Here is a 26,921-nt window from a genome sequence, read left to right as displayed (position 1 = left end):
CGGGGTGGAGCAGCCTGGTAGCTCGTCGGGCTCATAACCCGAAGGTCGTCGGTTCAAATCCGGCCCCCGCAACCAATCATTTAAACACCTGAAAGGGTGTTTTTTTGTTTCTGACGTTCCCAAAAGCCGCTTCAGCCTCTTTCTGCCCTGAAAAGCGCGCGGATAGCCCGGCTACCCGCACTCCTTTACCGATGGGCCAGCGCCGCCCCACTCTCTACATACGCTTTGATGCCGTTCAGAATCGCCTCTGCCACCTGATGCTGGTAACGGGTGGTTCGCAACTTGCGCTCCTCCTCCACATTACTGATAAACGCCGTCTCGACCAGAATTGACGGGATATCAGGGGCTTTCAGCACCGCAAATCCGGCCTGATCCACGGTGCGTTTGTGCAGATGGTTGATGCGCCCCATGCGATGCAGCACCTCTTTGCCGAATTTAAGGCTGTCATGAATCGTCTGACGCTGCACCATATCGAACATGGTGTGATCGAGATAGCGGTCACCGCTTTTGCTGACGCCGCCAATCAGGTCTGATTCATTCTGAGTCTGAGCCAGGAAACGAGCCGCCGCCGAAGTGGCACCGCTGGTTGATAAGGCAAACACTGAAGAGCCGCGTGCCGCGCGGCTGGTAAAGGCATCCGCATGGATCGACACAAAGAGGTCGGCACGCTGTTTACGGGCTTTGGCAACCCTGACGCGCAGCGGAATAAAGACATCTTCATTGCGCGTCATATAGGCTTTCATATTGGACTCTTTATCGATCAGCGCTTTGAGTCGCCGTCCAATCTTCAGCACAATATCTTTCTCGCGGGTCTTATATTTGCCGTGCGCGCCCGGATCTTCCCCACCGTGACCGGGATCGATCATGATAATGATCGGACGATCGCGCCCCGCTTTGCCGGGTAAGGGCGCCTGCACCCCTTCATCTTTCTCCAGATCGCCCTGGTTGTAATCTTTCAGCAGAGCCAGCAGAGGATCGTCCTCAACCTGGTTCTGGCTCGGATAGAGATCGACCACCAGCCGGTGATTGATCCCGGCGACCGGCGAGAGATTAAAGATCTTCGGCGCGACGTTGCGCTTTAATTCCAGTACCACGCGCACCGTGTTGCTGTCGAACTGACCGACACGGGCATTTTTAATAAAGGGATCGTCGACCCGAACCTGCTTATCTACCCCTTTCAGAACCGGATTGAGATGCAGCCCCTGAATATCAATCACCAGGCGTTCGGGATTGCTCAGCGCAAACTGCTTGTACTTCAGCGCGACATTGGACTCCAGCGTCATCCGCGAGTAGGTCGATGAGGGCCAGATACGCACCGCCACAATGTGGTTCTTCGCCGCCAACCCTGTCCGGCTGACGCTTAACAGCAGTAAGGCGCCCGTCCCCTGTAAAAATCGTCTGCGTGAAAAATGGGAATTAACGTCTGACATGCCGCTCCAGCTGCTGTGTAATGTCTAAAAAAGCGCCAGTTACTAAAATGGCGGCGAAAACTTTATCCAATCCGCAGCATGATGTCACCCCGGAAACCCTAAATAATGCAGGCTGTTAGCGGCTTTGACACCCAGAAAAACGTAAATTTTCGTCAGGATTAAGACTTGCAAAACCGGGCGTAAAAGCATAAAAATACAAAAAATACGAATAAACATTCACTGAGGGTTGGCCGTGAAGGAACGTAGTACCGAACTGGTTCAGGGTTTTCGCCATACCGTTCCCTATATCAATGCCCACCGGGGTAAAACCTTTGTCATCATGCTGGGTGGCGAAGCGATTGAGCATGAGAACTTCTCTGGCATCGTTAATGATATCGGCCTGCTGCACAGCCTGGGCATTCGCCTCGTCGTGGTGTATGGCGCACGACCGCAGATTGATGCCAGCCTGGCTCAGCAGCAGCTGGAGCCGGTTTACCATAAGTTTACCCGGGTCACCGACGCGCAATCGCTGGAGTTAGTGAAGCAGGCCGCCGGCCGACTGCAGTTAGATATCACGGCCCGCCTCTCAATGAGTCTCAACAACACGCCGCTGCAGGGCGCGCATATCAACGTGGTCAGCGGCAACTTCATTATTTCACAGCCGCTGGGCGTGGATGATGGCGTGGATTACTGTCACAGCGGCCGTATCCGTCGTATTGATGAAGAGGCCATTCATCGTCAGCTGGATAACGATGCGATTGTGCTGATGGGCCCGGTTGCGGTTTCAGTTACCGGCGAAAGCTTTAACCTGACCTCGGAAGAAGTGGCTACCCAGCTGGCGATTAAACTCAAAGCGGAGAAAATGATCGGCTTCTGCTCTGAGCAGGGCGTGCTGAACAGCGAGGGTGAAATCATCTCCGAGCTCTTCCCGAATGATGCGCAGGCCCGTATCGATGAGATTGAAAAGGAAGGCGATTATCTTTCCGGGACCGTTCGCTTCCTGCGTGGGGCGGTGAAAGCCTGCCGCAGTGGTGTTCGCCGCAGCCATTTAATCAGTTATCAGGAAGATGGCGCGCTGTTGCAGGAGCTCTTCTCACGCGACGGTATCGGTACCCAGATCGTTATGGAGTCGGCAGAGCAGATCCGTCGCGCCAATATCAATGATATCGGCGGCATCCTCGAACTGATCCGTCCGCTGGAGCAGCAGGGTATTCTGGTGCGTCGCTCGCGCGAGCAGCTGGAAATGGAAATTGATAAGTTCACCATCATTCAGCGCGATAATCTGACCATCGCCTGTGCAGCACTCTATCCGTTTATGGATGAGAAGATTGGCGAAATGGCCTGTGTGGCGGTTCATCCTGACTATCGCAGCTCTTCACGCGGTGAGATGTTGCTGCAACGCGTGGCACTTCAGGCACGCCAGATGGGGCTGGAAAAACTGTTTGTGTTAACCACCCGCAGCATCCACTGGTTCCAGGAACGCGGCTTTACGCCGGTAGATATTGAGTCCCTGCCCGAGAGTAAGAAAGAGATGTATAACTATCAGCGCCGTTCAAAAGTGTTGATGGCCGATCTCACCTGATTCAATCCGTAAGGGACAGGCACCCCCCGCGTGGTCTGTCCCCTCTCTTCTCAGCCAGATTCCCCCAGTCGCTCCACCAGACCGCTGCGTCGCTGCGTTTGCAGCTGCACGGCACGCTGAAATACGCCGGGTTCGCTGTAGATGGTCAGTTGCCGCCGTGCACGTGTAATCGCGGTATAGACCAGTTCACGGGTCAGCACCGGCAGAAACTGCGTGGGCATCACCAGCGCGGTATGATCAAACTCCGAGCCCTGTGATTTGTGCACCGTCATCGCCCAGGCCGTTTCATGTGAGGGTAACCGGCTCGGCTGAATCGCCTTGATCGATCCATCCGGCAGCGGGAAAAAGACCTTCAGGTTGCCCTCTTCATCCCGCATCGTCATGCCGATATCGCCATTAAACAGGCCGAGCGCGCTGTCATTTCGGGTGATCATCACCGGACGCCCTTCATACCAGCGGCTGCCCATGCCAGGACGACGGATGCGCTGCAGCTGCATCAGTCGCTGCTCAATACGCTGGTTCAGACCCTGCACGCCAAATGGCCCGTCACGTAATGCACACAGCAGCTGATAACGGCCAAAAGCGGCAATCACTTCTGCGGGCGACGACTGCTGTCTGATCAACTGCAGGAAGGGCTGATAACCCTGGGCTACCTCATCCAGCATCGCCTGATAAGCGTCAGCGCTGTTCAGCGGCTGGTAACTGATATCCTCATAAGCCGCAGCAAACACCGCCCTGACCTGCTCTGCATCGCCACGATTGATCGCTTTTGCCAGCTGGCCGATGCCTGATGAGTCATCAAAACGATAACTCTTCTGCAGCAGACAGATACTGTCGCGGACTGCGGGTGCCTGCACATCGTCACTGCCCTGCAGTGTGCAGCCGGTCAGCAGCGCGAGCTGTTCAGCCCGTGCCAGGCTGTAGCCGCTTTCGGTGCAGCGGCAGATGTCGCCCAGCACCGCACCGGCTTCGACCGAGGCCAGCTGATCGCGATCGCCCAGAAACACGACGCGGGCATGGGCAGGCAGCGCGGCGATCAGTTTTGCCATCATTGAGAGATCGACCATCGACGCTTCATCAACCACCAGCACATCAAGATGCAATGGGTTACCGGCATGGTAGCGCAGCCGCTGAGTGTCGGGCTGAGCGCCCAGCAGGCGATGCAGCGTGGTGGCTTCGGCAGGAAAACGCCGACGTTCTTCGTCGCTGACCGCCAGTTCCTGCAGTGCGCTACCCAGTGACTCGGTCAGTCGCGCGGCGGCTTTGCCGGTCGGTGCCGCCAGCTGAATCCGTAGTGCACCGGGATTCAGGCGAATCAGGGCAGCGAGGAGTTTCGCCACTGTGGTGGTTTTACCGGTACCCGGCCCGCCGGAAATAACCGCAGTCTTGCGGGTCAGCGCCACGGCCGCCGCAATTTTCTGCCAGTTCTCCGGCTGGTCGTCAAACAGGCTGTTCAGCACGTCGCCTGCAGCATGCATATCAAACGCAGTTTTCACTTCCTGCGCAGCGAAGAAGTCGGCGACCCGGCCTTCGCTTTGCCACAGCCGATGCAGATATAAACGCTGATTGCTTAGCACCAGCGGCGTAACCAGGCTGCCATCACTGACAGCCGACCAGTCAGCAAAGCGTGCTGTCCAGTCTTCCGGCGCACCAGCGGCGTGCCAGATCGCCTGAGCCAGCGCAGGCTGGCGACCAGCGAACAGATTCGCTTCGCAGAGGTTGCTCAGCGGTAAACAGACGTGCCCCTCACCCGCGTCAGCGCTGACGCAGGCAGCAGCGAGCAGCAGCCCAGGCTGTGATTCCGGGGCCACCAGTTGGGCAAACTGTATATCCAGCGGTCGCAGGAGACGCTTCTCTACCGCCTGCAGCAGCAGACTCAGCATGTCACTCATAACATCTCCCCGGTTTCACCAAACAGTGCATCAATTTCTTCCACAAAGGCTTCAGCAGGTCGGGTGGCGAAAATGCCGTTGTCCGGCGAGCTGCCATCCATCCCGCGCAAAAACAGATAAAACACCCCACCAAAGTGACGCTGATAGTCGTAGTCCGGCAAACGATGCTGCAGATAGCGATGCAGCGCCAGCGTATAGAGCTGATATTGCAGATCGTAGCGGTGGCCGATCATCGCCTGCGCCATCGCCTCTGGCGTGTAAGCGGCGTGGCTATCCCCCAGCCAGTTCGATTTGTAATCGAGCAGATAATATTTTCCCTGCCAGCGGAAGACCAGATCGATAAAGCCCTTCAGCATGCCCCGCACCTGACGAAAATCCAGGGGGGCGGCCTGCTGAGAGAGGCTGTCGTGCCGGCGCAGCAGAGCGTCAAGATCCGCCGCAGTCAGCAGATTGTTGATCGGCAGATAGAACTCCATCTCGATCAGGCGTTCGCTGCTTTTTATCGCCGATAGCGTCAGCCCCTCAGCATTGAGCGGCGTATGTAAGACCCGGTCAATCCACTGTTCCAGAACCGGCAACCAGCTCAGCGGATAGCCATTATGCTGCAGCTGATCTTCCAGCCAGACGCTGTCCGGCGGTTCGGTAAAGTCGATCGACTCAAACAGACCGTGCAAAAACGTACCAGGTGCCGCTCCGCGCGGAAAGTGGTGGGGTGTCAATGCAGCCTCTTCACCCTTCTCTTCTTCGCCCGCTGCATCAATATCAAAATTGGGCATCGCATCCAGCAACGGCGAGCTGTGATGCTGTTGCAGGCCTGAATAACTGGTTACCCGCCAGACGTCAGCCAGCGCGCGCGTAATGTCGCGGCTGCTTAAAACCTCATCGCCCTGCTGCGCATCCTGCCACATTTCTCCCGGCAGCAGAGCCTCTTCAACCAGCGCAATCCCTTCACCGGTTAACGCATTCAATCGCTGACTGAGCTGCTGCGCATCCGCCGCCTCACCCTGCTGCACCAGGTAGCCCAGCGCGCTCTTGTGCAGATCGCTTTCGCCCTCTTTTTTGCGGGTGCCTTTGATCAGTGGCGCAATGCCGACGCTGCAGTGATAGACCGAACGGGTCAGCGCCACGTAGAGCAGACGCAGATCCTCCGCCAGGCGCTCCTCTTCGGCCAGCGCCAGACTTTGTGCATCACCCTGCACATCCAGCAGTGCCGTGAACGTGTCGCGATCGTGATAAAGCGCGCTGGCCGCCTCGCGGAACCCGGCAGCAAATGGCAGCCAGACCAGCGGATATTGCAGTCCTTTCGATTTATGGATGGTGATGATCTGCACCAGATGGCGGTCGCTTTCCAGACGCAACTGCTGGCTGGAGGCCTGGCTGTTTGGCCGGGCAATCTGCTGCGCCAGGAAGCGCACCAGGGCGTGCGGACTCTCCAGCTGCACCGAAGCCTCCTGCAGCAGTTCACCCAGATGCATCAGGTCAGTCAGGCGACGTTCACCGTTCTCCGAGGCCAGCATATTCTCCGCCAGCTGCCGCTTGATCATCACGTCACGCAGCATCGGTAACACGCCGCGCTGATGCCACAGCTGCTGCCAGACGGCAAACTGCTCCACCAGCGCATCCCACTCGCGTTCATTCTGTGTCAGCGCGTCGAGCGTTGCTGCATCAATAGCAAAGATTGAGGTCGCCAGCGCGCTGCGCAGCAGACGTTCCTGCTCGGGTGCCTGTATCGCCTGCAGTAACCAGAGCAGTTCGCGCGCTTCCGGCGTGGTGTAGACGCTGTCCCGGCTGGAGAGATAGACCGAAGGGATCGACAGCGCATTCAGCGCGTCGCGGATTAAACCGGCCTCATTGCGACTGCGCACCAGCACGGTGATATCGGAAGCCCGCACCGGCTGCAGCGCCTCGCCTTTGCCCAGGCGGGCGCGCCCCTGCTGTCCGGCCACCAGCCAGCGGCTGATATCGGCCGCACACTGCTGTGCCATAAACTGCTGGTAATCGCTGTTACCCACGCCCTCGCCAGGCTGCAGCCAGAACCGTAACGCCGGTTGCTGCTGCTCGTCAAAAATCAGTTTCAGCGACTGATTGGGCGCAGCAGGCTTAACTGGCTGAAAGGGGATCGCCGAGAACAAAAAAGGCGAATCGAGCTGAGAAAAGAGGCGGTTGACGCTCCCGACCATCTCAGGTGATGAACGCCAGTTGGTATCGAGCGTGTAGTGAGCGCTGACTTCGTTTCTGGCCCGCAGATAGGTAAAAATATCCGCACCGCGAAACGCATAGATCGCCTGCTTAGGATCGCCGATCAGAAACAGTGCCTGTTCAGGCTGATTAATATAGAGCGTGCGGAAGATGCGGTACTGCTGCGGATCGGTATCCTGGAATTCATCAATCAGGGCCACCGGGTAACGCGCCCGGATGGTTTCTGCCAGCAAAACGCCACCTGGCTGCTGCAGCGCTTCATCCAGTTTACTGAGCAGATCGTCGAAGCCTAACAGTGCACGTAACCGTTTCTCGCGCTGCACCGTGGCGCGCACATCGGTCAGCGCCTGCGCAATGATGACATCCCGCAGCGACAGCGGTTCTGCCAGAAACTGATCGATCGCCTCAAAAAGCGAATGACGCGGCGCTTCACCCTTTTTAGTTTTCTCCTCCAGCACCTGCTGTCCAAAGCGCTCCAGCTCTTTGGGCAGCTGATAATCCAGCGTGTCGCTGCTGGCCCACTGCGTGACGCGGGCGACCCAGTTGGGCAGATGTTTACTGCTGTAGCTGCGCTTATCAACGCCAGATGCAGTGATAATGCCCTCAACATCGGCGCTGAGCGCCTGCCACTGCTGCTTGATGGCCTCGATGCGCGCCAGATTGCGTGCGTGGCGTGATGCCAGCGTCTCATCGGCGGCAGGCGGACGTTTCAGCCCCGGCGACTCCCCCTGCAGCCAGGGGCGCAGCGTGGTCAGCAGGCTGTCCGGCCCGCTCCACTCTGCGGCGATGATCCGTGCCACATCCAGACTCAGTGGATAGCACTGACGACGCCAGAAATCGGCGGCCGACTGCTTCAGCAGCGCCTGCTCATCTTCAATCAACTCCTGCTCGAACAGCATGCCCGACTCAAAGGCATTGAGATTCAGCATCCGCTGACAGAAGCCGTGAATGGTAAAAATGGCGGCTTCATCCATCTGCCGCTCGGCAGCCAGCAGCTGCGCGGCGGCCTGAGCCAGATCAGGCATCTGCTCCAGCAGTAACTGGTGCATCGGATTGCTGCTTTTGCCGCGGATACAGGCCAGACGTAGCTGATGAATATTCTCGCGGATGCGCCCGCGCAATTCGGCGGTCGCGGCCTCGGTAAAGGTCACGACTAAAATTTCTTCGACAGAGAGCGGCCGGCTGTAGGCGTTTTCACCGCCCAGCCCCAGCAGCAGGCGCAGATAGAGCAGACCAATGGTAAAGGTTTTTCCGGTGCCCGCTGACGCCTCAATCAGCCGCTCGCCTCTGAGCGGCAGCGTTAAAGGATTCAGCGATACGGGAGGTAACTGCGTCATTGGGTCTCACTCTTTACCGGCAGCGACTGCTGCAGTTGTGCCACTTCACTCCAGGTTTTCCAGCCAGGCTGACGGGCAAACTCAACTTTGCCATTGCCGGTGCCTGCAATCTGCGAGGTCATCACCATGCCCTTATGTTCGATCACGGCCTGCCGGAAAAAGTCTGCCAGGCTCGCCGGGGTTAACCGCTGAACCTGCTCTGTCATTTTTTGCCGGGTATCAAATTGATCATTCTGCCGATCAAAGTCGCGGCTAAAGCGATCCGCTTCCTCAAAGAGCGTCTGAGGACGCTGCTGCAAATCATTGATCATCGCCTGCTGATACTGGGCAAAGTCTGCCTGGCTCATACTGCGCAGACGTTTTTCCGCCTGCGGGTAGAAGGCCTGGTAGCGCTGCAACAACCAGCCCGGTTGCTTGCTGTTACTTTGCAGCAGGAAGCCGATCCCCCACTGGCGACCCACAGGCATCTGGAAGGCAAACACCGCGTAGCCGAGCTGCTCTTTGGTCCGCAGCTGATTGTAGAACCACGGCTGCACAATCTGGCTCAGCATGGAGCTGTGCGCCATGCTCTGATATTCACTGTATCCCAGTGGAATATAGAGCGCGGCAAGGGCGGAGTCGGTGCTGCTGCCTTTTTGTTGCAGGTTGGCTTTCAGCGGTTTTTTAATCGAGACATACTGACTATGCCAGTCGCGGGTCGCATGACTCTGCATCTGCTGTTTGAGCTCATGCCCCAGCTGCGTCACGCTGTCAGCACTGAGGTTGCCCACTACCAGCATCTCCGGCGTCGCGTCGCGGAACAGCGTATCGCGATAGTCAGTGACATCCTTAAGTGAGAGTGTGCTTACCAGCTTGCGGCGAGCCTCGCGCTGGGTATATGGCAGCTGCGACAGCAGTTGCATCGGCTGAATCGCCTGTTCAAACGCTTTGCCCTTTTCCGCCGCGTCCAGCCGCTCCAGATACCAGGATTTCGCCTGCTCCAGCTGCTGTTCTGTCGGCTGGAAAGTGGCATAGCCTTCCACCAGTTTCTTCAGCAGGGTCGGCAGACGCTGAGTGAAGCCGTTGGCGCTGAATACCAGCCCTTCATCTTCACCCGTTGAGAAGCTGATGCCGCCCACTGAAGCCTGTGAATTAAGCTCGTCCAGCGCCAGGCTGGAAAGGTAGTCATTCAGGCCAAACAGCACCTGCTGACGGGCATCACTGATGGTGTGCTTATTGCGTAACGCCAGGGTGATCGCCGCTTTTGGCTCGCTGGCGTAATAACGACTGGGCATCCAGTAAATACGCATATCATCCTGGTTATCCAGTCTCACCGGATGCTGATACGTCTTGCCGTCTGACGGTAACAGGGTGAAGTCGTCCGGGATATAGGGGTTTAGCACGGGCATCGCCAGCGTAATCTGGCTGGCGCGCTGCTGCCAGTCTGCAAAGGTTTGTGGGGTGATCTTCTCAACCTGATAAGGCGCATCCACAAAATAGGCTTTTTTGTTGTGCGGCTCCTGCGGGCTGATGTACCAGATACGCGCATGCTGCGGGGTCATCTCTTCCAGCCGGGCATTAATCGCGGCGGCATCGTATTGATCCGCCAGATAGGGTGCATCCAGCGTATGTTCAACCGGTACGCGCAGCATGGTGTCGGCCAGCCATTCAATGTAATCCATATCGCGGGTAATTGAGGGATAGCGGAAGTCGAGCGCCAGCACATGCGAAACTTCATCGAAATAGCGCTTATCATCCCCCTGCTGACGCAGAAGATTGATGTACCTGAATATCGCCGCCACGACCTGGTCGCGCTGCGCCAGCCCTTTATCAGTCAGTGACGCGGTAATCGCAAACACGCCGCTGTTACGCTCGGTCATTGGGTCAGCACCCGCATTCACCCCGTCGGCCAGTCCCTGTTTTTGCAGCCAGTCAGTCAGCGTGTTTTTGCTGCGGTTACTGATTAAATAGCTGATCAGCGTGTCGGTTTTACTGCGGAACCGATCGCTGTTGTTGGCAATGCGGAATTCAATTTTGAGCTGCTTGCGCGGCTGAGCCGGAACGTAATGGATGATGATGCCCTGCTGCGCATCGGTCACCACCGGCACCGTAATCTCCGGCACGCTGGCGTCATGATTTTGTACCCGGCCAAAGGTTTTAGCCGCAATCGACGCCATCTCCGGCAGCGGTTTGTTGCTGTAGATCACCGCTTTCATCAGATTGGCGGAGTAATGCGTATGATAAAAGTCCTGCAGCGCCTGATGCAGTTTGCTGCCTGGCTTATCTTTCAGGGTCTCAAGATTGCCGCCCGAGAAACGTGACGCCGGATGCGCCGGGTTCAGGGTTTCCGCGCCGACCTGGGCCATACGCAGGCCATCGCGCGAGCGCGCCATGGTCAGCTCGGCATTCACGGCGTGGCGCTCGCGGTCAGCGTTAACCGGATCCAGCAGCGGCTCAGCCACTGCATCCGCCAGGCGATCAACCGCCGTTTCCAGCGCGTCATTTTCCACTTCCAGATAAAAGGCGGTGCGGTAAGAGGCTGTGCTGGCGTTGTGGCTGCCGCCATGCTTTTTCAGGAATTCGGCCAGGTTGTCGGGCTGCGGGTAGTGCTTTGAACCCATGAGCACCATATGCTCAAGGTAGTGCGCCAGTCCCGCCTGCTGATCGGGATCGTCCAGCGATCCTATCGGCAACGTCAGCGCCGCCAGCGATTTCGGTGCCACAGGATCGGAAACCAGTAATACCGTCATCCCATTATCAAGCCGGATAGCCTGATAGTGGCGGGGATCCTGTTCACTTTTGCGAATAGTGTCGTTAACCGGCTGCCAGCCTGATGATGCCTGCGCCGGCGCTGTGCAAGCCACCAGGCTTAACATTAGCGCCGCTATCCAGCGTGCGTGTACCCGCATGTAAACCCCTCTCGTTTCCCGATAAACCGCCAATGTCGGACGCGGCGGCTCAAAGCAGAGCAAAATTTCTGTGTAATGAGTCAGTCAGCAAAAACGCCTTCTGATCGGCTATTCATCATCCTGATGTGCAGCCAGCACCGGTAAATACCAGCGCTGTGCCGCCTCAGTTATCTGCTGTAGTTGTGGCTCATCCAGCACCCGGCAAAGACGTTGCAGATAGGGATCGCTGCCTTCACCCTCAAGCTGATAGTTGCCTGACCAGGCCGTCAGCAGGCGATTACGCGCCTTAAGCTGGGTTGCCTCATCAGTCAGTAACTGCTGACTTTTTTTGTCGTAGCTGGCGGTCAGCCATGCGCCGCCACTTTTGTTAAGCAGCATCAGCGGCTGACGCATACCCGCGAGATACCCCGTGACATACTCATTCAGCGCAGCAATCGCCTCTGCCTGCGGCACGGCAAGGAAGCACCAGCGGCTCTGCTGCCGGCCAAACATCCGGCTGCTGCCGGTGCCGCCCAGCGCGCAGTAGACCAGATGTTCCAGCCAGAGTAGCAGTCCGTCGTTCATGTTGAGTACGCCAGGCCGCCAGCGCAGCAATCCATCACTCTGAACCTGCGTCAGCCACCCGGTTAAGCTGACCTGCTCCAGTTGCAGATTCACTTCCCAGCTCTCGCCGTCGCTGCGCTGGGTGACCACTTCTGCCGCCACTTCCTGCATCTCATCGCGCTGCGCCTGCCAGAACAGCTCACCGAACGCGCCATAAGGCAGATTACCGGCCGCACGATGGTGAGCATAGAGCCGCTGAGTATCCTCGCCTTCGACCAGCGCATTCAGCAACTGCGCGTTGATCTGATAACGCTCAAGGTTGTCGAGCGCAAACGGCTCGCTGTCGGGCAGTTCGTTCTCCTCCAGCCAGAAACTCACGCCAAGCCGCTGGTGGAACCAGGCACGGACCGGATGTCGCCAGAAGCGCAGGAACGCCTCCAGCGTGAGCGCATCAATTAACGGCGCCTCCAGCGGCTGCACAAAATCGGGCTGGGGCTGCCCCGCACCCCGCGCGGCAGGCAACCACTCACGGGCGAAACTTTGCAGTCTGGCAGCAGGCTGGAAGTTTTCGGCGGCAAACGGCATCCGGCTGTGCAGGTGCTGCAGGTGCATCCGCACCCGTTCGGCACTCTCATCCAGCTCAAGATGGCCATCACCTTCCAGATAAAAACTCTGTCCAATGTAATCCAGCAGTTCTGTGACCAGCACCGAGGGGTAGCGTTCCGTATTATCCTGAATCGCCCGGCCGATATAACTGATGTAGAGCTGCTGCTGCGCCGAAATCATCGCCTCCAGGAAGAGATAGCGGTCATCATCGCGGCGACTGCGGTCGCCTTTGCGGGACTGCTGCTGCATCAGATCAAAACCTAACGGCGCTAAGGTCCGTGGATAGACGCCGTCGTTCATGCCCAGCAAACAGACCAGCTGAAAAGGAATGGAGCGCATCGGCATCAGGGTACAGAAGTTAATCTGCCCCGCCAGGAAACGCTGACTGATGCGCTGTTGATCAAGCCGGCTGCGCAGATCATCGCGCAACAGCGCCACCGGAATCGCCTCTTCAAACCGCGCATCCATGCCATATTCAATCAATTGCTGCCACTGCTCTTCCACCAGCAGTAAGGCGGCCTCGGTTTCTGCATCGGGGCTGAAAAAGGCATTGAGCAGTTCCCGGCACATGGGCAGCCAGGCCGCCAGTGGCCGGGGTTCGGCAAGCAGCTGCCGCCAGTGATTAAGCCGGGAGAGCAGCTCAGCCAGATGTCCCGCCAGCTCCCCCACCAGACCACCCGACTCGTCATAAGGCAGAATTCCTTCCCAGTCACCGTTGTGGCTCTCCATCGCATAACCCAGCAGCATACGCTGCAGGCCAAAGCGCCAGGTGTGCTGGCCGGTAACCGGAAGTGACAGGGCTTCTACGCTGGCATCATCCAGCCCCCAGCGTACCCCCGATTCGCTGACCCAGCGCCGCAGTAAACGCAGGCCGCTTTCATCAATGGCGAAGTGGGAAGCGAGCGCCGGGACATCGAGCAGCGCCAGCACATCCTCCGAGACAAAACGGCTGTCCGGCAGTGCCAGCAGATGCAAAAACGCCACAATGGCCGGATGAGCCTGACTGGCACGGCGATCTGAAATCGCAAACGGCAGATAGCGATCGGCAGGTGCATTGGCGAACACCGCCTGAATAAAAGGGGCGTAGGCGTCGATATCCGCCACCATGACGATGATGTCACGTGCTTTCAGCGTCGGATCGGCCTCCATCATTGCCAGCAGATGATCCTGCAACACTTCAACTTCGCGCTGGGCACTGTGGCAGACCTGCACCGCAATTGATCGATCCTCCGGATCCAAGCAGCGTTTCTGATCGCTGTGTGCCAGTTCCGCCGCATTCAGTCCGATGATGGCGTTATCCTGCAGATTGAGAAGATCGTGCTGCATACAGTGCAGCAGGTTGTCCGGCTCCACATCGACAAAAGCATCAATGTCATCGTTTGACTCCATCTGGCTCAGCAGAAACAGGTTGTCACGCCCCAGCTTGCCCCAGGAGGCGAGCAAAGGGTTGGTCAGTTGCTGTTCACCAGCGTCGTTAAACAGCGCCGGTGCCTGCTCTGCATCCCGGAAGAGTCCGCGTGATTCATCAGCACCATGACGTCGGCGCTGACGACTTTGCAGTTTCGCCAGAAACGCATAATCCTGAATATCGCCCCAGTAATCGCGGCAGGGATTGGTGAACAGCAGATGGATATCGATGTGACGTCCCAGCGCCTGCAACGCCTGCAGATAGACCGGCGGCAGCGCAGAGATGCCACAGATAAAGACCCGTTTGGGCAGATTTTCCGGCGTGCTTTTCGCCTGATCCAGCGTCTGGATAAATCGCGCATAGAGGTTGGCGCGGTGCCATTCAGGCTGGCGCAGGGCCTGGGTATAACTCACCAGATCACGCCACAGGGCAGCCTGCCAGCGCTGCGCCTCGCCCAGCCCCTCAATGGTTTCGCCGCGCTCCCAGCTGTTGAGCCAGTCGGCACGATAGACCAGATACTGGTCGAACAGATCGGCCACACGTGAGCTGAGCTGAAACAGTTTACGCTTGTCGCCGTCGTCATGGAGATAGTGGCGTAAAGAGGTAAACTCTTCATGCTTCAGCATCTCCGGCAGCCGGTGCATCAGCTTCCAGCCCATGCTGGCCTTACTGAAAGCACTTTCTACCGGGATATCGGGCAGTACGCGGACGAACATCTCCCAGATAAAACTGGCAGGCAGCGGGAATTCGATATTGGCAGCAATACCAAAGGTTTGCGCCAGCTCCATCTGCAGCCACTGCGCCATACCCGGACTCTGCACCAGCACCATTTCTGAGGCGAAAGGATCATCAAGAGGGTCATGTTTAATCACCGCAGCCGCCAGAATCTTCAGCACATCAAGCTGATTTGAGTGATAAACGTGAAACATGAAAACTCCTGTGATAACTCAGAACGTGACTGCGGTATTGCGGCTCTGTCACTTTACCGCGTATCGCGGTTGAAACCCATCAAAAGGGCGACCGGGGAGAGTTAACATCGCAGCCGCGTCAGGGTGGCACGGCGCTGATAAGGTCCCGTCACGTCAGCCCGATCCAGGGTGCAGCCTGAAGGACCGCTCTGCTGTTGCAGTATTGAGGTCCAGCCGGGACTCTCATGTCCCATCAGTTGCTGCTCAGCCACCCGCCATGCCTCACGCTGATACCACTGCTGGCTGAATCCCAGTGCCAGTGTGCGATGATAGTGCAACAGCGTGCTGCTGCTTAATGCCATTAATAGCAGAGCAAACAACACTTCCGGCAGGCTGAATCCACCGCGCTTACTGGCAGGTGGCCGGCGGCGTGAGCGGGCAGTAGTCAATCCAGCCGTGCGGCAACGCGGTAATCTGATTGCCCCGTAACCGCACCCACTGCCAGACTGCCATGCCACTGCCGCTGGCCTCCCCTTTAAGCAGACCTTCATCCTTTTCACCTCGTTGTAAACAGCTGCGCCAGCCCTGGCGATCATCCTGCTGACAGCTGGCCGCCTCACTGGCTGACCAGCTCAGGGAGAAGCCCCATTGCAGCGCAGACTGCGCCCGCCAGAAACCCTGAATAAACTGCTGCTCATCCGCCAGCAGTCGCATTCCCTGCTCAGACATCTTACGGCTGGCATGCAGCGTAAAGCTGCCGATGACCATAATCATCAACACCATGCCCAGAGCGCTGCTGCCTCGCTGCTTCACAGGTTCTCTGCCTCAATCCAGCTCTCCACCGTTTCAAGCCAGCGTCCGGCCCGTGCCTGCAGCACTATCCTGACCTGCGTGCCCTGCTGGCTGACGCTGAACTGCTCCAGCGTCATAAACGCGGGATCGGAGAGCCGCTCCCAGCCCGCTGACTGACACTGGTCAACACCTCGCTGCATCTCAAGCTGCTGTTGTCGCAGGCGATAACCGTAATAGTCACTCTCTGCATGGCTCACCCCTTCCCATTTACCGTTGCTGTTCTCATCCCAGCGCAGCAGCAGGCAGTTCTCTCTGATTTGCAGCGCCCCACTGCCACACTCACCGTGACAATAACCGGCACGCCGCACCGCTTTTTCCAGTGTCGCCATCATCTGCTGTAACTCCTGACGCAGCTGCGCCCGTTGCATCACGCCGGCGTTCTCTGCCAGCAGCAGCGGCAGAAAACGGCCAGCACTTAACATCACGACGGCGCTGATTGCTAAGGCGATCAGCATCTCCAGCAGGCTGAATCCGGCCATTTTCAACGACACGTCTCCTCATCCGTCATGCAGAGGCGAATACGGGCTCTGGCCGAGATAATCAGCCGCATTCGTCCGGCGCTGTTACCCAGCTCAATGCTGCCCGCCCGGGCCACATTACGTCGGCCATAGAAGCCCGGTTCACCCCGGATGCCATAGAGCGAAACGCCAGCGTGCGGCGCCACGAATTGCAGCCGTTTTCGGCTATCACACCCTGCAACGGGGGGACTTCCGGCACCGATGCACCAGGGATCGCCAGGCCGTGACCATAAAACCAGATCGCTATTTTGCCGGTTGGCCTGGGCACGCAGCCGAAGCAGGAATCCCTGCAGTTGCTGGACGCTGTCGCGCAGTTGCTGCCGCTGTTGCCAGCGCTGCCAGCCATGCAGCGCGGCAACGCTCAGCATGCCGGCAATCACCATCACCAGCAGCAGTTCCGGCAGGGTAAAACCGCGTAAGTGTGCTGTTTTCATGGTGTCAGAGTGCGGGTGATGAACAGATGAAACAAGGTGCGGTTTGGCAGGCTGGAAAGCACGTCGCAGAGAATCTTCCCCAATAGCATGAATTGGCAGAAGCGTGCGAGCGTTGCCGCAGATTTACCGGTTTGCGGGCAAAAAAAAGCCCCGGCGAAGTGCCAGGGCGTTATCTTTTATCGCGAATCAGATGGCGACAGGGGCTTTGATCGCGGGATGCGGATCGTAGCCTTCAATCTCAAAATCTTCGAACTGATAGTCAAACAGCGACGCCGGTTTGCGTTTGATAACAAGTGATGGCAGCGGACGCGGTTCGCGGGTCAGCTGCAGGCGCGCCTGCTCCAGATGGTTACTGTAGAGGTGGGTATCACCGCCGGTCCAGACAAAGTCGCCCACCTGCAGATCGCACTGCTGCGCCACCATATGTACCAGCAACGCATAGCTGGCGATGTTAAACGGCAGGCCCAGGAAGATGTCGCACGAGCGCTGATAGAGCTGGCAGGAGAGTTTGCCGTCCGCCACGTAGAACTGGAAGAACGCGTGGCAAGGGGCCAGCGCCATCTCGCTCAGCTCGCCGACGTTCCAGGCAGAAACGATAATCCGGCGTGAGTCGGGATCGCGCTTCAGCTGCTCCATCACCTGGCTTAGCTGGTCAATCTCCTGGCCGCTGGCCGTTCCCCAGCTGCGCCACTGTTTGCCATACACCGGGCCGAGATCGCCATTCTCATCCGCCCACTCATCCCAGATGGAGACGTTGTTATCTTTGAGATAACCGATGTTGGTATCACCTTTCAGAAACCACAGCAGCTCATGAATAATCGAGCGGATATGACATTTCTTGGTGGTGACCAGCGGAAAACCATCCTGCAGATTGAAACGCATCTGGTGACCAAAAATTGAAAGCGTACCGGTGCCGGTACGGTCAGCTTTTGGCGTGCCTTCGTGCAGCACATGTTGCATTAAATCCAGATACTGTTTCATTTTTCCTCGCGAAATTGTGGCTGCGGGCGACGACGATACGCCCAGATCATCATAATAATACCGGCAATAATCATCGGCACAGAGAGGATCTGTCCCATACTGATTCCGCCTTCAAACAGGCCAAGCTGGGCATCCGGCTGGCGGAAGAACTCAACGATAATACGGAAGGCGCCATAGCCAATCAGGAACAGGCCAGAGACGCTGCCCATCGGGCGTGGCTTACGAATAAACAGATTCAGGATGATAAACAGCACTATCCCTTCCAGCACCAGTTCATAGAGCTGCGAAGCATGACGCGGCAGCACGCCGTAGGTGTTGAGCAGCGCCTGGTATTGCGGATTGGTGGCGGCCAGCGCGACATCTTCGCTGCGGGAGCCAGGGAACAGCATGGCATAGCGGAAGCCCGGATCGACACGGCCCCAGAGCTCACCGTTAATGAAGTTGCCGAGACGACCGGCACCCAGACCGAACGGGATCAGCGGCGCGATGAAATCAGCCACCTGGAAGAAATTACGTCGGGTGCGGCGGGCAAAGACCAGCATGACGACAATCACCCCGATGAGGCCACCGTGGAACGACATGCCGCCATCCCAGACTTTGAACAGATAGAGTGGATTTTCCAGGAACAGCGGTAAGTTGTAGAACAGCACATAGCCGATGCGTCCACCCAGGAAGACCCCCAGGAAACCGGCATAAAGCAGGTTCTCCACTTCCTCTTTTTTCCAGCCGCTGCCCGGCTGATTGGCGCGGCGGACAGCCAGCCACATGGCGAAAACAAAGCCCACCAGATACATCAGACCGTACCAGTGAAGCGAAACCGGTCCAATCGAGAAGATCACCGGATCGAACTGCGGAAATGCAATATAGCCGTTATTCATCATTCACCGTCTATTTTTCAACCCTGAAAAGGGGCGTTGTCAGGCACATAAATTAAGGCTGCGCATCATAGCACAGCCGGTTTTGTGAATTGTCCCGCAAATGTAAACGCGGATAACGCCCAGAGTCTGACCCGTCAGGCGTACATTGTTGCAGCCAGACTGGTCACGGACAGCGCGCAACAACCGGAGCGTACACGTAGTACGTGAGGATTACTCGCTGTGCTCGCCCCTTCAGGGCCGCCCTGACGGGCGTTCAGGTTGCTAAAGCAGCCTGTGTGAGCACTGCCCAGGGCCAGAATGGCAAATAAAATAGCCTGAAGTAGCGCTTAGCGACCGCCGCGGATTAATCCACCCAGCCCGCGACGCTCCATAAAGGTCGAGACCAGATGACGAACCTCAGTGGCGGTATGAGCATTCATCCCCTGCTCGCTGAGCTGCTGTGCTTCTTCGTGATCCAGATGGCGCAGCAGGTATTTCACCCGTGGTACGTTTTTGCCGTTCATGCTGAGATGGTGATACCCCAGCCCGACCAGCAGCGCCACGCACATTGGATCGCCGGCCATTTCACCACACAGGCACAATTCCAGATTGGCCAGACGGGCTTCCTGCGCAATCGTATTCAGTGCACGCAGCATCGCCGGATGCAGCGAGTCGTAGAGATTGGCCACGCGGGTGTTGTTGCGATCCACCGCCAGCAGATACTGGGTCAGATCGTTGGTGCCAACCGAGACAAAATCGACCCGCGACGCCAGATGCGGGATCATAAACAGCATCGACGGCACTTCAATCATGATGCCGATGCGCGGCGCGGGGATCGTATAGCCCAGCATCTCTTCGACTTCGCGTCCTGCGCGATCGATCAGCTTTTTCGCTTCGTCGATCTCATCGATATGGCTGATCATCGGCAGCAGAATACTGAGGTTGCCGGATGCGGCGTTGGCACGCAGCATCGCGCGCACCTGCACCAGGAAAATTTCCGGCTGGTCAAGCGTCAGGCGGATGCCGCGCCAGCCCAGACAGGGATTCTCTTCACTGATAGGCATGTAGGGTAGCTGTTTATCTGCCCCCACATCCAGGGTACGCAGCGTCACAGGCTTGTTGTGAAACAGCTGTAACATGCCCTGATACTGTGCCACCTGCTCCTCTTCCGACGGGAAGCCGTTCTGCAGCATAAACGGAATTTCGGTGCGGTAGAGACCGATGCCATCCACCCAGTTGCCCAGCGTCTGCTCATGCTCCGGGCTTAAGCCGGCATTCAGCATCACCTGCACGCGCTCACCGCTTTTCAGCTCACCGGGCTGATCGACCACGCCCTCCGCCATTTTGCTCAGCGCATTCTCTTCGCTGATCAAACGCTGGTACTCCTGCACCAGCACCGGCTCGGGATCGATCAACAGCTCACCGCGATACCCATCGACGATCAGCAAACGTTTGTTGAGCTGATGAGGCTGGATGTCAGCGCCCATGACCGTCGGGATCCCCATCGCGCGGGTCAGAATCGCCGCATGGGAGTTGGCTGCGCCGTCACGCACCACCACGCCCGCCAGCCGCTCATGCGGCAGCTCAGCTAAGGTGGTGGCGGTCAGCTCATCGGCCACCAGCACAAAGCGTTCCGGCCAGGCATTGGTGCCGACCAGCGTATCGTCAAGGTGAAACAGCAGGCGCTGACCCAGCACCCGCAGATCGCCTGCGCGTTCACGCAGGTAGGTGTCCGTCAGGCTGGCAAACTGTTCAGCAAACTTCTCGATCACCTGTTTCACTGCCCATTCGGCGACCGATCCGCGTTCGATCTCATCGAACAGATCTTTTTTCAGTCGGGCATCGGTTAACAGGTGAGAGTAAAGGTCGAAAATGGCCGCACTCTCTTTCTGAGCGCTGGCGCTGAAGCGTTTACTGAAGCGACGAAATTCACTGGTGGCTTCACTCATGGCGAGCGACAGACGCTCACGTTCGCGATGAACATCCAGCGTTGAGGCAGCCGAAACCTGATCGAGCAGTGGCTGCGTCTCATCTACCCAGCCCGGTGCCACCGCCACGCCAGGCGCAGCTGCAATCGCGCGCACCCGCGTCTGCCGGAACTGACCAAACAGCTGGGCCATCTGCGACTGCGACAGCAATGCCGCCATCTGGGTGGCAAGGGTGACCAGAAACGACTCTTCGCTTTCATCAAACTGACGGTGCTCGCGCTGCTGTACCACCAGCACGCCCAGTAACTGGCGACGGCTGATAATCGGCACGCCGAGGAAGGAGCGGTAGCGCTCCTCTTTCACTGCGGGGATATATTTAAAGCTGGGATGACTCTGGGCGTCAGCAAGGTTAATCGGTTCGGCCAGACGGCCCACTAAACCGACGATCCCCTCGTCAAACGCCAGGGTCACGGTGCGGCCACGCGGTTTTTTAAGTCCGCGCGTCGCCATCAGGTAGTAGCAGTGACGATCGTGGTCGGCGAGGTAAACGGAACAGACTTCCGTATCCATCGCCAGACAGATCTCATTAACCAGGATGTCGAGTGCTTCATTGAGACGCGGCGCACTCGCCACTTTTTCTACAATTTCGCGCAACTGAGTGAGCATAAAGGGCGTGGCCTATCCTCTCTTACGTCGATGGGCAGGATTATTTCGCTGCCCCGCACTCTCCTGCATAGACATCACCACGCCAGCGAATTCCTTCATCACCCGACGATAAACGTCGCGCTTAAAGGAGACAACCTGACGCACCGGATACCAGAAACTGACCCAGCGCCAGCCATCGAACTCGGGCGTGCTGCTGTGCTGCACATTGATATCCGCGTCATTACACATTAACTGCAGAAGAAACCACTTTTGTTTCTGGCCGATACATACCGGCTTTGTGTCCCAACGCACCAAACGTTTTGGCAACTTGTAACGTAACCAGTTACGGGTAGAAGCAAGTATTCGAACATCTTTCCGGTGTAATCCGACTTCTTCGAACAGTTCGCGATACATCGCCTGTTCTGCGGTTTCACCGGGATTGATGCCTCCCTGAGGAAATTGCCAGGAGTGCTGTCCAAAGCGCCTGGCCCATAACACTTGTCCCTGCCGGTTACAGATTACGATACCAACATTCGGGCGGTAGCCATCATCATCGATCACCGGACTACCTCAAAGCAAAATTTGAATGAGCTGATTGTTTCACACTCCTTACAGGCGGTAAACCACTGGATTCATGGGGGGTTAAGCCATCATCGCCGGGATAACTCACAGAAAATGGCAAAGTTATAAACAATGACCGAGAAAAAGATCGATCTTATTCACCTTTTCTGTGGATAGCTTTGTGCAGAACGCGGGAGTTATCTGAATAACCTTTTCCGTGCACGCTGAAGAGCCAGAAAGAACCAACAACACATCCGTATGATTTTTAATGATATTAAATCAAAAACCTTACCGGTAAATCTTTTATAAACAGTGAATATTTTCATGGTAACTGACAATTGCTTAAAATATAAGCACACTGCTTTTTATCCACAGATAATCGCTCAGGGTTAGGCCAGAGCGGCGAAATTATGGCCAGATCGTGAAAAGTCAAGGCTGTAAATGGAACCAGTACCGCACTCAGACGGTGGTTATCCCATTTTTCTGTGGATAACCGGGCTGGAGATCCTGTTCATTGTTGCGGGTAAGCTGGGATAACCCTGAAGCACCTGGGGCGGCGAGCGTGCAATCCGCTAAAAAAAGCACGATCTATCATGTTATTATCGATCCCTGACGCGGATTATTTATGTGAGAAACGTGACTCACCCGCTACTGTACAAATTTTAATCATTGCGAGTGTTCACCATGAGTTACCAGCCAGGACCACCTGAAGATGAAGCCAGCCTGCTGGCACGCGCGCAGGATTTAGCCGGTTTAACCCTGGAAACCCTGGCCGCGCGCGCCGGTCTGCCCATGCCTGCGGATCTCAAACGCGACAAGGGCTGGGTCGGCATGCTGCTGGAGTGGCATCTTGGTGCCAGCGCAGGCAGCAAAGCGGAGCAGGACTTTGCCCATCTGGGTATCGAACTGAAAACTATCCCGATTGATGCGCAGGGTAAGCCGCTGGAAACCACCTTTGTCTGCGTGGCACCTCTGACCGGCAACAGCGGCGTGACCTGGCTCACCAGCCATGTGCGCCACAAGCTGGCGCGGGTATTGTGGATCCCGGTTGAAGGCGGACGTGAGATTCCGCTGCGGGAACGCCGTGTCGGCGCGCCGCTGTTATGGAGCCCCGATGCGGAAGAAGATGAGATGCTGCGGCAGGACTGGGAAGAGCTGATGGATATGATTGTGCTGGGTCGCGTAGAGCAGATTACCGCGCGACATGGTGCCTGGCTGCAAATACGGCCCAAAGCCGCCAATAGCAAAGCGCTGACAGAAGGAATCGGCGATCAGGGCCAGCCAATCATGACGCTGCCGCGCGGTTTCTACCTGAAGAAAAGCTTCACCGGGCCCCTGCTGGCGCGTCATTTTCTCCTCTGAACGTCGCCACCCGCGTTGATGTGTCGCAATTTTGTGGGAGATCGGCGAAATGAATGCGTATAATCGCCGTTTACTTTTCGTTTAGGATTAAATGTCGGTATGTTTGAGTGGATTTCCGATCCCAACGCCTGGCTGGCGCTGGGCACCCTGACCATCCTTGAGGTGGTGCTGGGTATTGATAACATCATTTTCCTGTCGCTGGTGGTCGCTAAACTGCCAAAACACCAGCAAGCCAGCGCACGTCGCATTGGTCTGATGGGCGCGATGCTGATGCGTCTTGGCCTGCTGGCTTCTATCGCGTGGGTAGCCCGTCTGACTAACCCGCTCTTTACGCTGATGGATCATGCGTTCTCGGCGCGCGATCTGATTCTGCTGTTTGGCGGACTGTTCCTGCTGTGGAAATCGAGCATGGAGATCCATGAAACGATCGAAGGCAGCGAAGGCGAACACAACACCCGCGTCCATTCCTTCCTGGGTGCGATTGTACAGATCATGATGCTCGACATTATTTTCAGCCTCGACTCGGTGATCACGGCCATCGGCCTCTCCGATCATCTGTTCATTATGATGGCGGCGGTGGTTATTGCCGTGCTGATGATGATGTTCGCTGCGCGCGCGATCGGTGAGTTTGTTGACCGCCATCCGTCAGTGAAAATGCTGGCTCTCTCTTTCCTGATTCTGGTCGGTTTCACCCTGATCCTGGAGAGTTTTGCGGTCCACGTACCAAAAGGTTACATTTATTTCGCTATGTTCTTCTCAATGGCGGTTGAGTGTCTTAACCTGATGCGCAGTAAGAAAAAGCACGCCTGATAAAGTCAAGGGCGAGCCTGCTCGCCCGGTTATTTTCAGATTCATACGATTAACCCTGCCGGCAAAACCATTTATTACTACACTGTTTGCACTTGACCATTTGTGAGGATTAGGCGTGATGAAAGGGTTGGCAGGAGTAGCACTGGTGATGGTAACCGCCGCATTCTTAAGTGGATGCAGTTCTGATTATGTCATGGCGACCAAAGATGGCCGGATGATCATGACCGAAGGCAAGCCGAGCATTGATAAAGAGACCGGCCTGGTGGAGTACACTGACCAGACGGGTCATATGGTGCAGATTAACAGCGATGAGGTTTCTACGATCATTGAACGTTAAGTGCCCGATTTAATCACCTGCCACCGATTCCCGGCTGGCAGGTGATTTCCCCGACTTTTCCCCCTTCCTTCCCCGCCATTGCTCGCGCTATAGTCCCTGAGGACACAACATTCCATTCCATAAAGAAAAGGAAGCTGGCAATGCACTATCATCGTATTCCCCACAGCACGCTGGAAGTGAGTCAGCTGGGGTTGGGCACCATGACGTTTGGCGAACAGAACAGCGAAGCCGACGCCCATGCTCAACTGGATTTAGCTATCCGTTCCGGCATCAACTTTATTGATACTGCCGAGATGTATCCGGTGCCCCCGCGTCCGGAAACCCAGGGTCTGACCGAACAATATATTGGCAGCTGGCTTAAACAGCGCGGCAGCCGCGACAAAATCATTCTGGCCAGTAAAGTGGCCGGGCCTTCACGTGGCAATGATGCGTCGATTCGCCCGGATATGGCGCTGGACCGTAAAAACATCCGCGCAGCACTCGATGCCAGCCTGAAACGCCTGAATACTGACTACCTTGACCTCTACCAGCTGCACTGGCCACAGCGTCAGACCAACTATTTTGGCAAGCTCGGCTATCAGTACAGCGAAACCACTGCTCAGGTGACGCTGCTGGAGACGCTGGAAGCGCTGACCGAACAGGTGCGAGCCGGTAAGATCCGCTATATCGGGGTGTCGAACGAAACCGCGTGGGGCGTGATGCGCTATCTGCAGCTGGCGGAGAAGCATGAACTGCCCCGCATTATCAGCATTCAGAATCCCTACAGCCTGCTGAACCGCAGCTTTGAAGTGGGTCTGGCCGAAATCAGCCAGCATGAAGGCGTAGAGCTGCTGGCGTATTCCAGCCTGGCGTTTGGAACGCTGAGCGGCAAATACCTGAATGGCGCGCAGCCTGCGGGCGCACGCAACACGTTGTTCAGCCGCTTTACCCGCTACAGCGGCGAGCAGTCACAAAAGGCGATTGCCGAATATGTGGCACTGGCTCAGCAGCATCAGATCGACCCGTCGCAGATGGCCCTGGCCTATGTGCGTCAGCAGCCGTTTGTGGCCAGCACGCTGCTGGGCGCCACTACGCCTGAACAGTTGCAGATCAATATCGACAGCTTCAATCTGACCTTAAATGCAGAGATCCTGGAAGGCATTGAGGCGATCCACCGTCGTTATACTTATCCGGCTCCCTGAGCGTTCTGTTGCCAGCTGCCGCGTGGCGGCTGGCATCACTTACAGGTCGCGATAATAGAGTTTTACCGGCTTAGCGGGATACTCCAGCGCTTCGCCCTGTGGCAGCCAGCCATAACGTTCGTAGTAGCCCCCAAACGTTGACCATAACCACAGCCGTGGATAGCCCTGTGCCTGCGCATAGGCGATGACATGCTGCTGCAGTGCTTCACTGACACCTTTGCCGCGCACCGACTCATCAATATAGAGCGCCGCCAGCCAGGGGAAAAGATCCTGACGGCTGATCAGGTCGCAGCGCCAGAATCCCACCGTGCCGACTGCCCTGCCCGCCTCCACGGCAACGAAAGTCACCGGAAAATCAGCACCGATAAGGCTGCTGTTCACCACACTGGCAAAGAACGCCCGGCTGGTGGCTTCACCAAATGCGCGCCACTGCCAGTCGATGATCTGATCGGCAAATTGGGGGGCATCGCTGAGCGATACAATCTCAATCACATCAGTTTCCCCTGAAAGATCGGGACTGAATCAAACAGGTAGCCATCAAAGTCAGGCGCATCAGCGTCGGAAAGCTCCAGCAGCGTATTCTTGACGTTCTCAAGGTGCTGCCAGGTAGATTGCCAGGCCCCCATCACATCACGCCGACGCAGAGCGGCCAGGATAGTCTGGTGATCGCCAAGCCACTTCAGGCGATAGGCGCGGGTTTCAAACTGCGGGCGCAGCTGCTGCCAGAGCGGGCTACTGTCATGATGTCGCCAGATGCTGGTGACGGTATCGAGCAGCATCTGATTCTGACTGGCACCCGCCAGCAGCAGATGAAACAACTTGTCGTTGTCCTGACTGCTGTCGTTGGCGGCGATAGCACGCTGCTCCTGTTCCAGCGTTCGGCGCAGATTTTCAATGTCCGCTTTGGTCGCCATTTTTGCGGCAAAGGCTGCAATATTGCTCTCCAGCAACTGACGTGCCTGTAGCATTTCAAACGGGCCAACGTCGCTGCGGAAGAAGGCCTCTTCTTCATCATCACTGGCGGAAGGAATACGCATCACATAGACGCCGGAGCTCTGGCGGATATCCACCGTACCTTCCAGCTCCAGCATCAATAATGCCTCGCGCACGATGGTCCGGCTGACGCCCCAGGTTTCAGCCAGCTGACGTTCAGGCGGCAGGCGCGATCCCACCGGATAGTGCCCGTCACAGATCTGCTGACGCAGGTGCTGACCAATTTCCTGATACTGCTTTTTTTCTTGCGGCGCTTCGGCTTTGTCCACACTGTCACCCTTTGCAATCAATGCGCTAACGGCATTGCCGCGGTTCCCTGCGCGACAATGCCCGCGAACCGGAGAGGCTGGCTCGCAAACTGGGGCTCAGTGTATCAAAGCCAGCGCCTGATCGAGTACCTTTGCACCATTCAGCGTGCCGTAAGCAACCGTATCGATCACCGCGATGGGCAACTGATAGCTGTCGGTGAGTTTTCGGTTCTCCTCCAGTTTGAAGCGCACCTGTGGCCCCAGCAGCACGACCACCACCTCGTTGCCGTAGTTTTGCAGCTCTTCACGCAGATTTTGCTCCGGAATGGCGTAGATCTGAAATGCCAGTCCGCGAGCGGCAGCCTCCTTTTCCATCCGCGTCACCACCATTGAGGTCGACATGCCCGCAGCACAGGCCAGAACAATTCGTTTCATGCTCGTT

General features: G+C 57.0%; 21 protein-coding genes. 5 read left to right on the top strand and 16 right to left on the bottom strand.

Features of this window, described 5'->3' with window-relative positions; translation table 11 throughout:
* Positions 1–185 precede the first annotated feature (185 nt).
* Complete coding sequence (gene amiC / locus HFD87_RS19890; RefSeq protein ID WP_010248623.1) at positions 186–1,430, bottom strand: N-acetylmuramoyl-L-alanine amidase AmiC; 1,245 nt, start codon at positions 1,428–1,430, stop codon at positions 186–188.
* Positions 1,431–1,662: 232 nt separating this feature from the next.
* On the opposite strand from amiC, the gene argA reads away from it, so the two are divergent.
* Positions 1,663–2,991 (top strand): amino-acid N-acetyltransferase, encoded by a 1,329-nt coding sequence (gene argA / locus HFD87_RS19885; RefSeq protein ID WP_010248624.1) that lies wholly within the window; start codon positions 1,663–1,665, stop codon positions 2,989–2,991.
* A gap of 50 nt (positions 2,992–3,041) precedes the next feature.
* Here the strand turns inward: argA and recD are convergent, their stop codons facing one another.
* The 12 genes from recD to rppH all read right to left on the bottom strand — a co-directional run bounded on the left by recD (position 3,042) and on the right by rppH (position 21,548).
* Positions 3,042–4,883 carry an exodeoxyribonuclease V subunit alpha gene (gene recD / locus HFD87_RS19880; RefSeq protein WP_010671032.1) on the bottom strand — a complete coding sequence of 614 codons (1,842 nt, stop codon included), beginning with the start codon at positions 4,881–4,883 and terminating at the stop codon, positions 3,042–3,044.
* Positions 4,880–8,419, bottom strand: coding sequence for an exodeoxyribonuclease V subunit beta (gene recB, locus HFD87_RS19875; RefSeq protein WP_167423833.1), 3,540 nt, complete (start codon positions 8,417–8,419; stop codon positions 4,880–4,882). The genes recD and recB overlap by 4 nt, the downstream gene beginning before the upstream one ends.
* Positions 8,416–11,307, bottom strand: coding sequence for a pitrilysin (ptrA, locus tag HFD87_RS19870; RefSeq protein ID WP_167423832.1), 2,892 nt, complete (start codon positions 11,305–11,307; stop codon positions 8,416–8,418). The genes recB and ptrA overlap by 4 nt, the downstream gene beginning before the upstream one ends.
* 108 nt (positions 11,308–11,415) lie before the next feature.
* Positions 11,416–14,793, bottom strand: a complete 3,378-nt coding sequence (gene recC, locus HFD87_RS19865; RefSeq protein ID WP_033785648.1) for an exodeoxyribonuclease V subunit gamma — start codon at positions 14,791–14,793, stop codon at positions 11,416–11,418.
* A 101-nt stretch (positions 14,794–14,894) separates the two neighbouring features.
* On the bottom strand, positions 14,895–15,221 hold the full coding sequence (locus HFD87_RS19860; protein ID WP_240769934.1) for a prepilin-type N-terminal cleavage/methylation domain-containing protein: 327 nt from the start codon (positions 15,219–15,221) through the stop codon (positions 14,895–14,897).
* Complete coding sequence (locus HFD87_RS19855) at positions 15,181–15,585, bottom strand: DUF2509 family protein (RefSeq protein WP_033769930.1); 405 nt, start codon at positions 15,583–15,585, stop codon at positions 15,181–15,183. Before HFD87_RS19855 ends, HFD87_RS19860 begins: the two co-directional genes overlap by 41 nt.
* Positions 15,582–16,109: a prepilin peptidase-dependent protein gene (locus tag HFD87_RS19850; RefSeq protein WP_181451950.1), complete on the bottom strand. Its 528-nt coding sequence runs from the start codon at positions 16,107–16,109 to the stop codon at positions 15,582–15,584. Before HFD87_RS19850 ends, HFD87_RS19855 begins: the two co-directional genes overlap by 4 nt.
* Positions 16,106–16,576, bottom strand: a complete 471-nt coding sequence (locus HFD87_RS19845) for a prepilin-type N-terminal cleavage/methylation domain-containing protein (protein ID WP_167423831.1) — start codon at positions 16,574–16,576, stop codon at positions 16,106–16,108. The genes HFD87_RS19850 and HFD87_RS19845 overlap by 4 nt, the downstream gene beginning before the upstream one ends.
* Before the next feature lie 186 nt (positions 16,577–16,762).
* On the bottom strand, positions 16,763–17,557 hold the full coding sequence (thyA, locus tag HFD87_RS19840; RefSeq protein WP_033772525.1) for a thymidylate synthase: 795 nt from the start codon (positions 17,555–17,557) through the stop codon (positions 16,763–16,765).
* Complete coding sequence (lgt, locus tag HFD87_RS19835; RefSeq protein WP_010248645.1) at positions 17,554–18,435, bottom strand: prolipoprotein diacylglyceryl transferase; 882 nt, start codon at positions 18,433–18,435, stop codon at positions 17,554–17,556. The genes thyA and lgt overlap by 4 nt, the downstream gene beginning before the upstream one ends.
* 326 nt (positions 18,436–18,761) lie before the next feature.
* Positions 18,762–21,008: a phosphoenolpyruvate--protein phosphotransferase gene (gene ptsP, locus HFD87_RS19830; RefSeq protein ID WP_010248647.1), complete on the bottom strand. Its 2,247-nt coding sequence runs from the start codon at positions 21,006–21,008 to the stop codon at positions 18,762–18,764.
* A gap of 12 nt (positions 21,009–21,020) precedes the next feature.
* Positions 21,021–21,548, bottom strand: a complete 528-nt coding sequence (gene rppH / locus HFD87_RS19825; RefSeq protein ID WP_009087042.1) for an RNA pyrophosphohydrolase — start codon at positions 21,546–21,548, stop codon at positions 21,021–21,023.
* Positions 21,549–22,232: 684 nt separating this feature from the next.
* On the opposite strand from rppH, the gene mutH reads away from it, so the two are divergent.
* From mutH to HFD87_RS19805, 4 genes are all read left to right on the top strand, one after another.
* Positions 22,233–22,910: a DNA mismatch repair endonuclease MutH gene (gene mutH, locus HFD87_RS19820; RefSeq protein WP_010248652.1), complete on the top strand. Its 678-nt coding sequence runs from the start codon at positions 22,233–22,235 to the stop codon at positions 22,908–22,910.
* Positions 22,911–23,009: 99 nt separating this feature from the next.
* Complete coding sequence (locus HFD87_RS19815; protein WP_010248654.1) at positions 23,010–23,720, top strand: TerC family protein; 711 nt, start codon at positions 23,010–23,012, stop codon at positions 23,718–23,720.
* 118 nt (positions 23,721–23,838) lie between these two features.
* Entirely contained in the window at positions 23,839–24,057 is a 219-nt protein-coding gene (locus HFD87_RS19810) for a YgdI/YgdR family lipoprotein (RefSeq protein ID WP_003853956.1), read from the top strand.
* 140 nt (positions 24,058–24,197) lie between these two features.
* Positions 24,198–25,238: an NADP(H)-dependent aldo-keto reductase gene (locus HFD87_RS19805; RefSeq protein ID WP_010248659.1), complete on the top strand. Its 1,041-nt coding sequence runs from the start codon at positions 24,198–24,200 to the stop codon at positions 25,236–25,238.
* Between the two features lie 39 nt (positions 25,239–25,277).
* On the opposite strand, the gene HFD87_RS19800 is transcribed toward HFD87_RS19805, so the two are convergent.
* The 3 genes from HFD87_RS19800 to HFD87_RS19790 all read right to left on the bottom strand — a co-directional run bounded on the left by HFD87_RS19800 (position 25,278) and on the right by HFD87_RS19790 (position 26,914).
* Positions 25,278–25,730, bottom strand: a complete 453-nt coding sequence (locus HFD87_RS19800) for a GNAT family N-acetyltransferase (protein ID WP_022623821.1) — start codon at positions 25,728–25,730, stop codon at positions 25,278–25,280.
* Positions 25,727–26,500: an FCD domain-containing protein gene (locus HFD87_RS19795; RefSeq protein ID WP_010248663.1), complete on the bottom strand. Its 774-nt coding sequence runs from the start codon at positions 26,498–26,500 to the stop codon at positions 25,727–25,729. The genes HFD87_RS19800 and HFD87_RS19795 overlap by 4 nt, the downstream gene beginning before the upstream one ends.
* Before the next feature lie 96 nt (positions 26,501–26,596).
* Positions 26,597–26,914 (bottom strand): PTS sugar transporter subunit IIB, encoded by a 318-nt coding sequence (locus tag HFD87_RS19790; RefSeq protein ID WP_010248665.1) that lies wholly within the window; start codon positions 26,912–26,914, stop codon positions 26,597–26,599.
* Positions 26,915–26,921 lie beyond the last annotated feature (7 nt).

Origin of the sequence: Pantoea sp. EKM21T (assembly GCF_011800405.1) — a bacterium.
In the GTDB taxonomy this organism is placed as follows: domain Bacteria; phylum Pseudomonadota; class Gammaproteobacteria; order Enterobacterales; family Enterobacteriaceae; genus Pantoea; species Pantoea agglomerans.
The sequence above is the reverse complement of the archived record's forward strand: the minus strand, read 5'-3'. Positions and strand labels throughout refer to the sequence as shown.

Excerpts from the sequence above, each read along its gene's own strand:
- amiC (WP_010248623.1), bottom strand. The coding sequence starts at position 1,430 with ATGTCAGACGTTAATTCCCATTTTTCACGCAGACGATTTTTACAGGGG.
- recD (WP_010671032.1), bottom strand. The coding sequence starts at position 4,883 with ATGAGTGACATGCTGAGTCTGCTGCTGCAGGCGGTAGAGAAGCGTCTC.
- recB (WP_167423833.1), bottom strand. The coding sequence starts at position 8,419 with ATGACGCAGTTACCTCCCGTATCGCTGAATCCTTTAACGCTGCCGCTC.
- ptrA (WP_167423832.1), bottom strand. The coding sequence starts at position 11,307 with ATGCGGGTACACGCACGCTGGATAGCGGCGCTAATGTTAAGCCTGGTG.
- recC (WP_033785648.1), bottom strand. The coding sequence starts at position 14,793 with ATGTTTCACGTTTATCACTCAAATCAGCTTGATGTGCTGAAGATTCTG.
- HFD87_RS19845 (WP_167423831.1), bottom strand. The coding sequence starts at position 16,576 with ATGAAAACAGCACACTTACGCGGTTTTACCCTGCCGGAACTGCTGCTG.
- thyA (WP_033772525.1), bottom strand. The coding sequence starts at position 17,557 with ATGAAACAGTATCTGGATTTAATGCAACATGTGCTGCACGAAGGCACG.
- lgt (WP_010248645.1), bottom strand. The coding sequence starts at position 18,435 with ATGAATAACGGCTATATTGCATTTCCGCAGTTCGATCCGGTGATCTTC.
- ptsP (WP_010248647.1), bottom strand. The coding sequence starts at position 21,008 with ATGCTCACTCAGTTGCGCGAAATTGTAGAAAAAGTGGCGAGTGCGCCG.
- mutH (WP_010248652.1), top strand. The coding sequence starts at position 22,233 with ATGAGTTACCAGCCAGGACCACCTGAAGATGAAGCCAGCCTGCTGGCA.
- HFD87_RS19815 (WP_010248654.1), top strand. The coding sequence starts at position 23,010 with ATGTTTGAGTGGATTTCCGATCCCAACGCCTGGCTGGCGCTGGGCACC.
- HFD87_RS19810 (WP_003853956.1), top strand. The coding sequence starts at position 23,839 with ATGAAAGGGTTGGCAGGAGTAGCACTGGTGATGGTAACCGCCGCATTC.
- HFD87_RS19805 (WP_010248659.1), top strand. The coding sequence starts at position 24,198 with ATGCACTATCATCGTATTCCCCACAGCACGCTGGAAGTGAGTCAGCTG.
- HFD87_RS19790 (WP_010248665.1), bottom strand. The coding sequence starts at position 26,914 with ATGAAACGAATTGTTCTGGCCTGTGCTGCGGGCATGTCGACCTCAATG.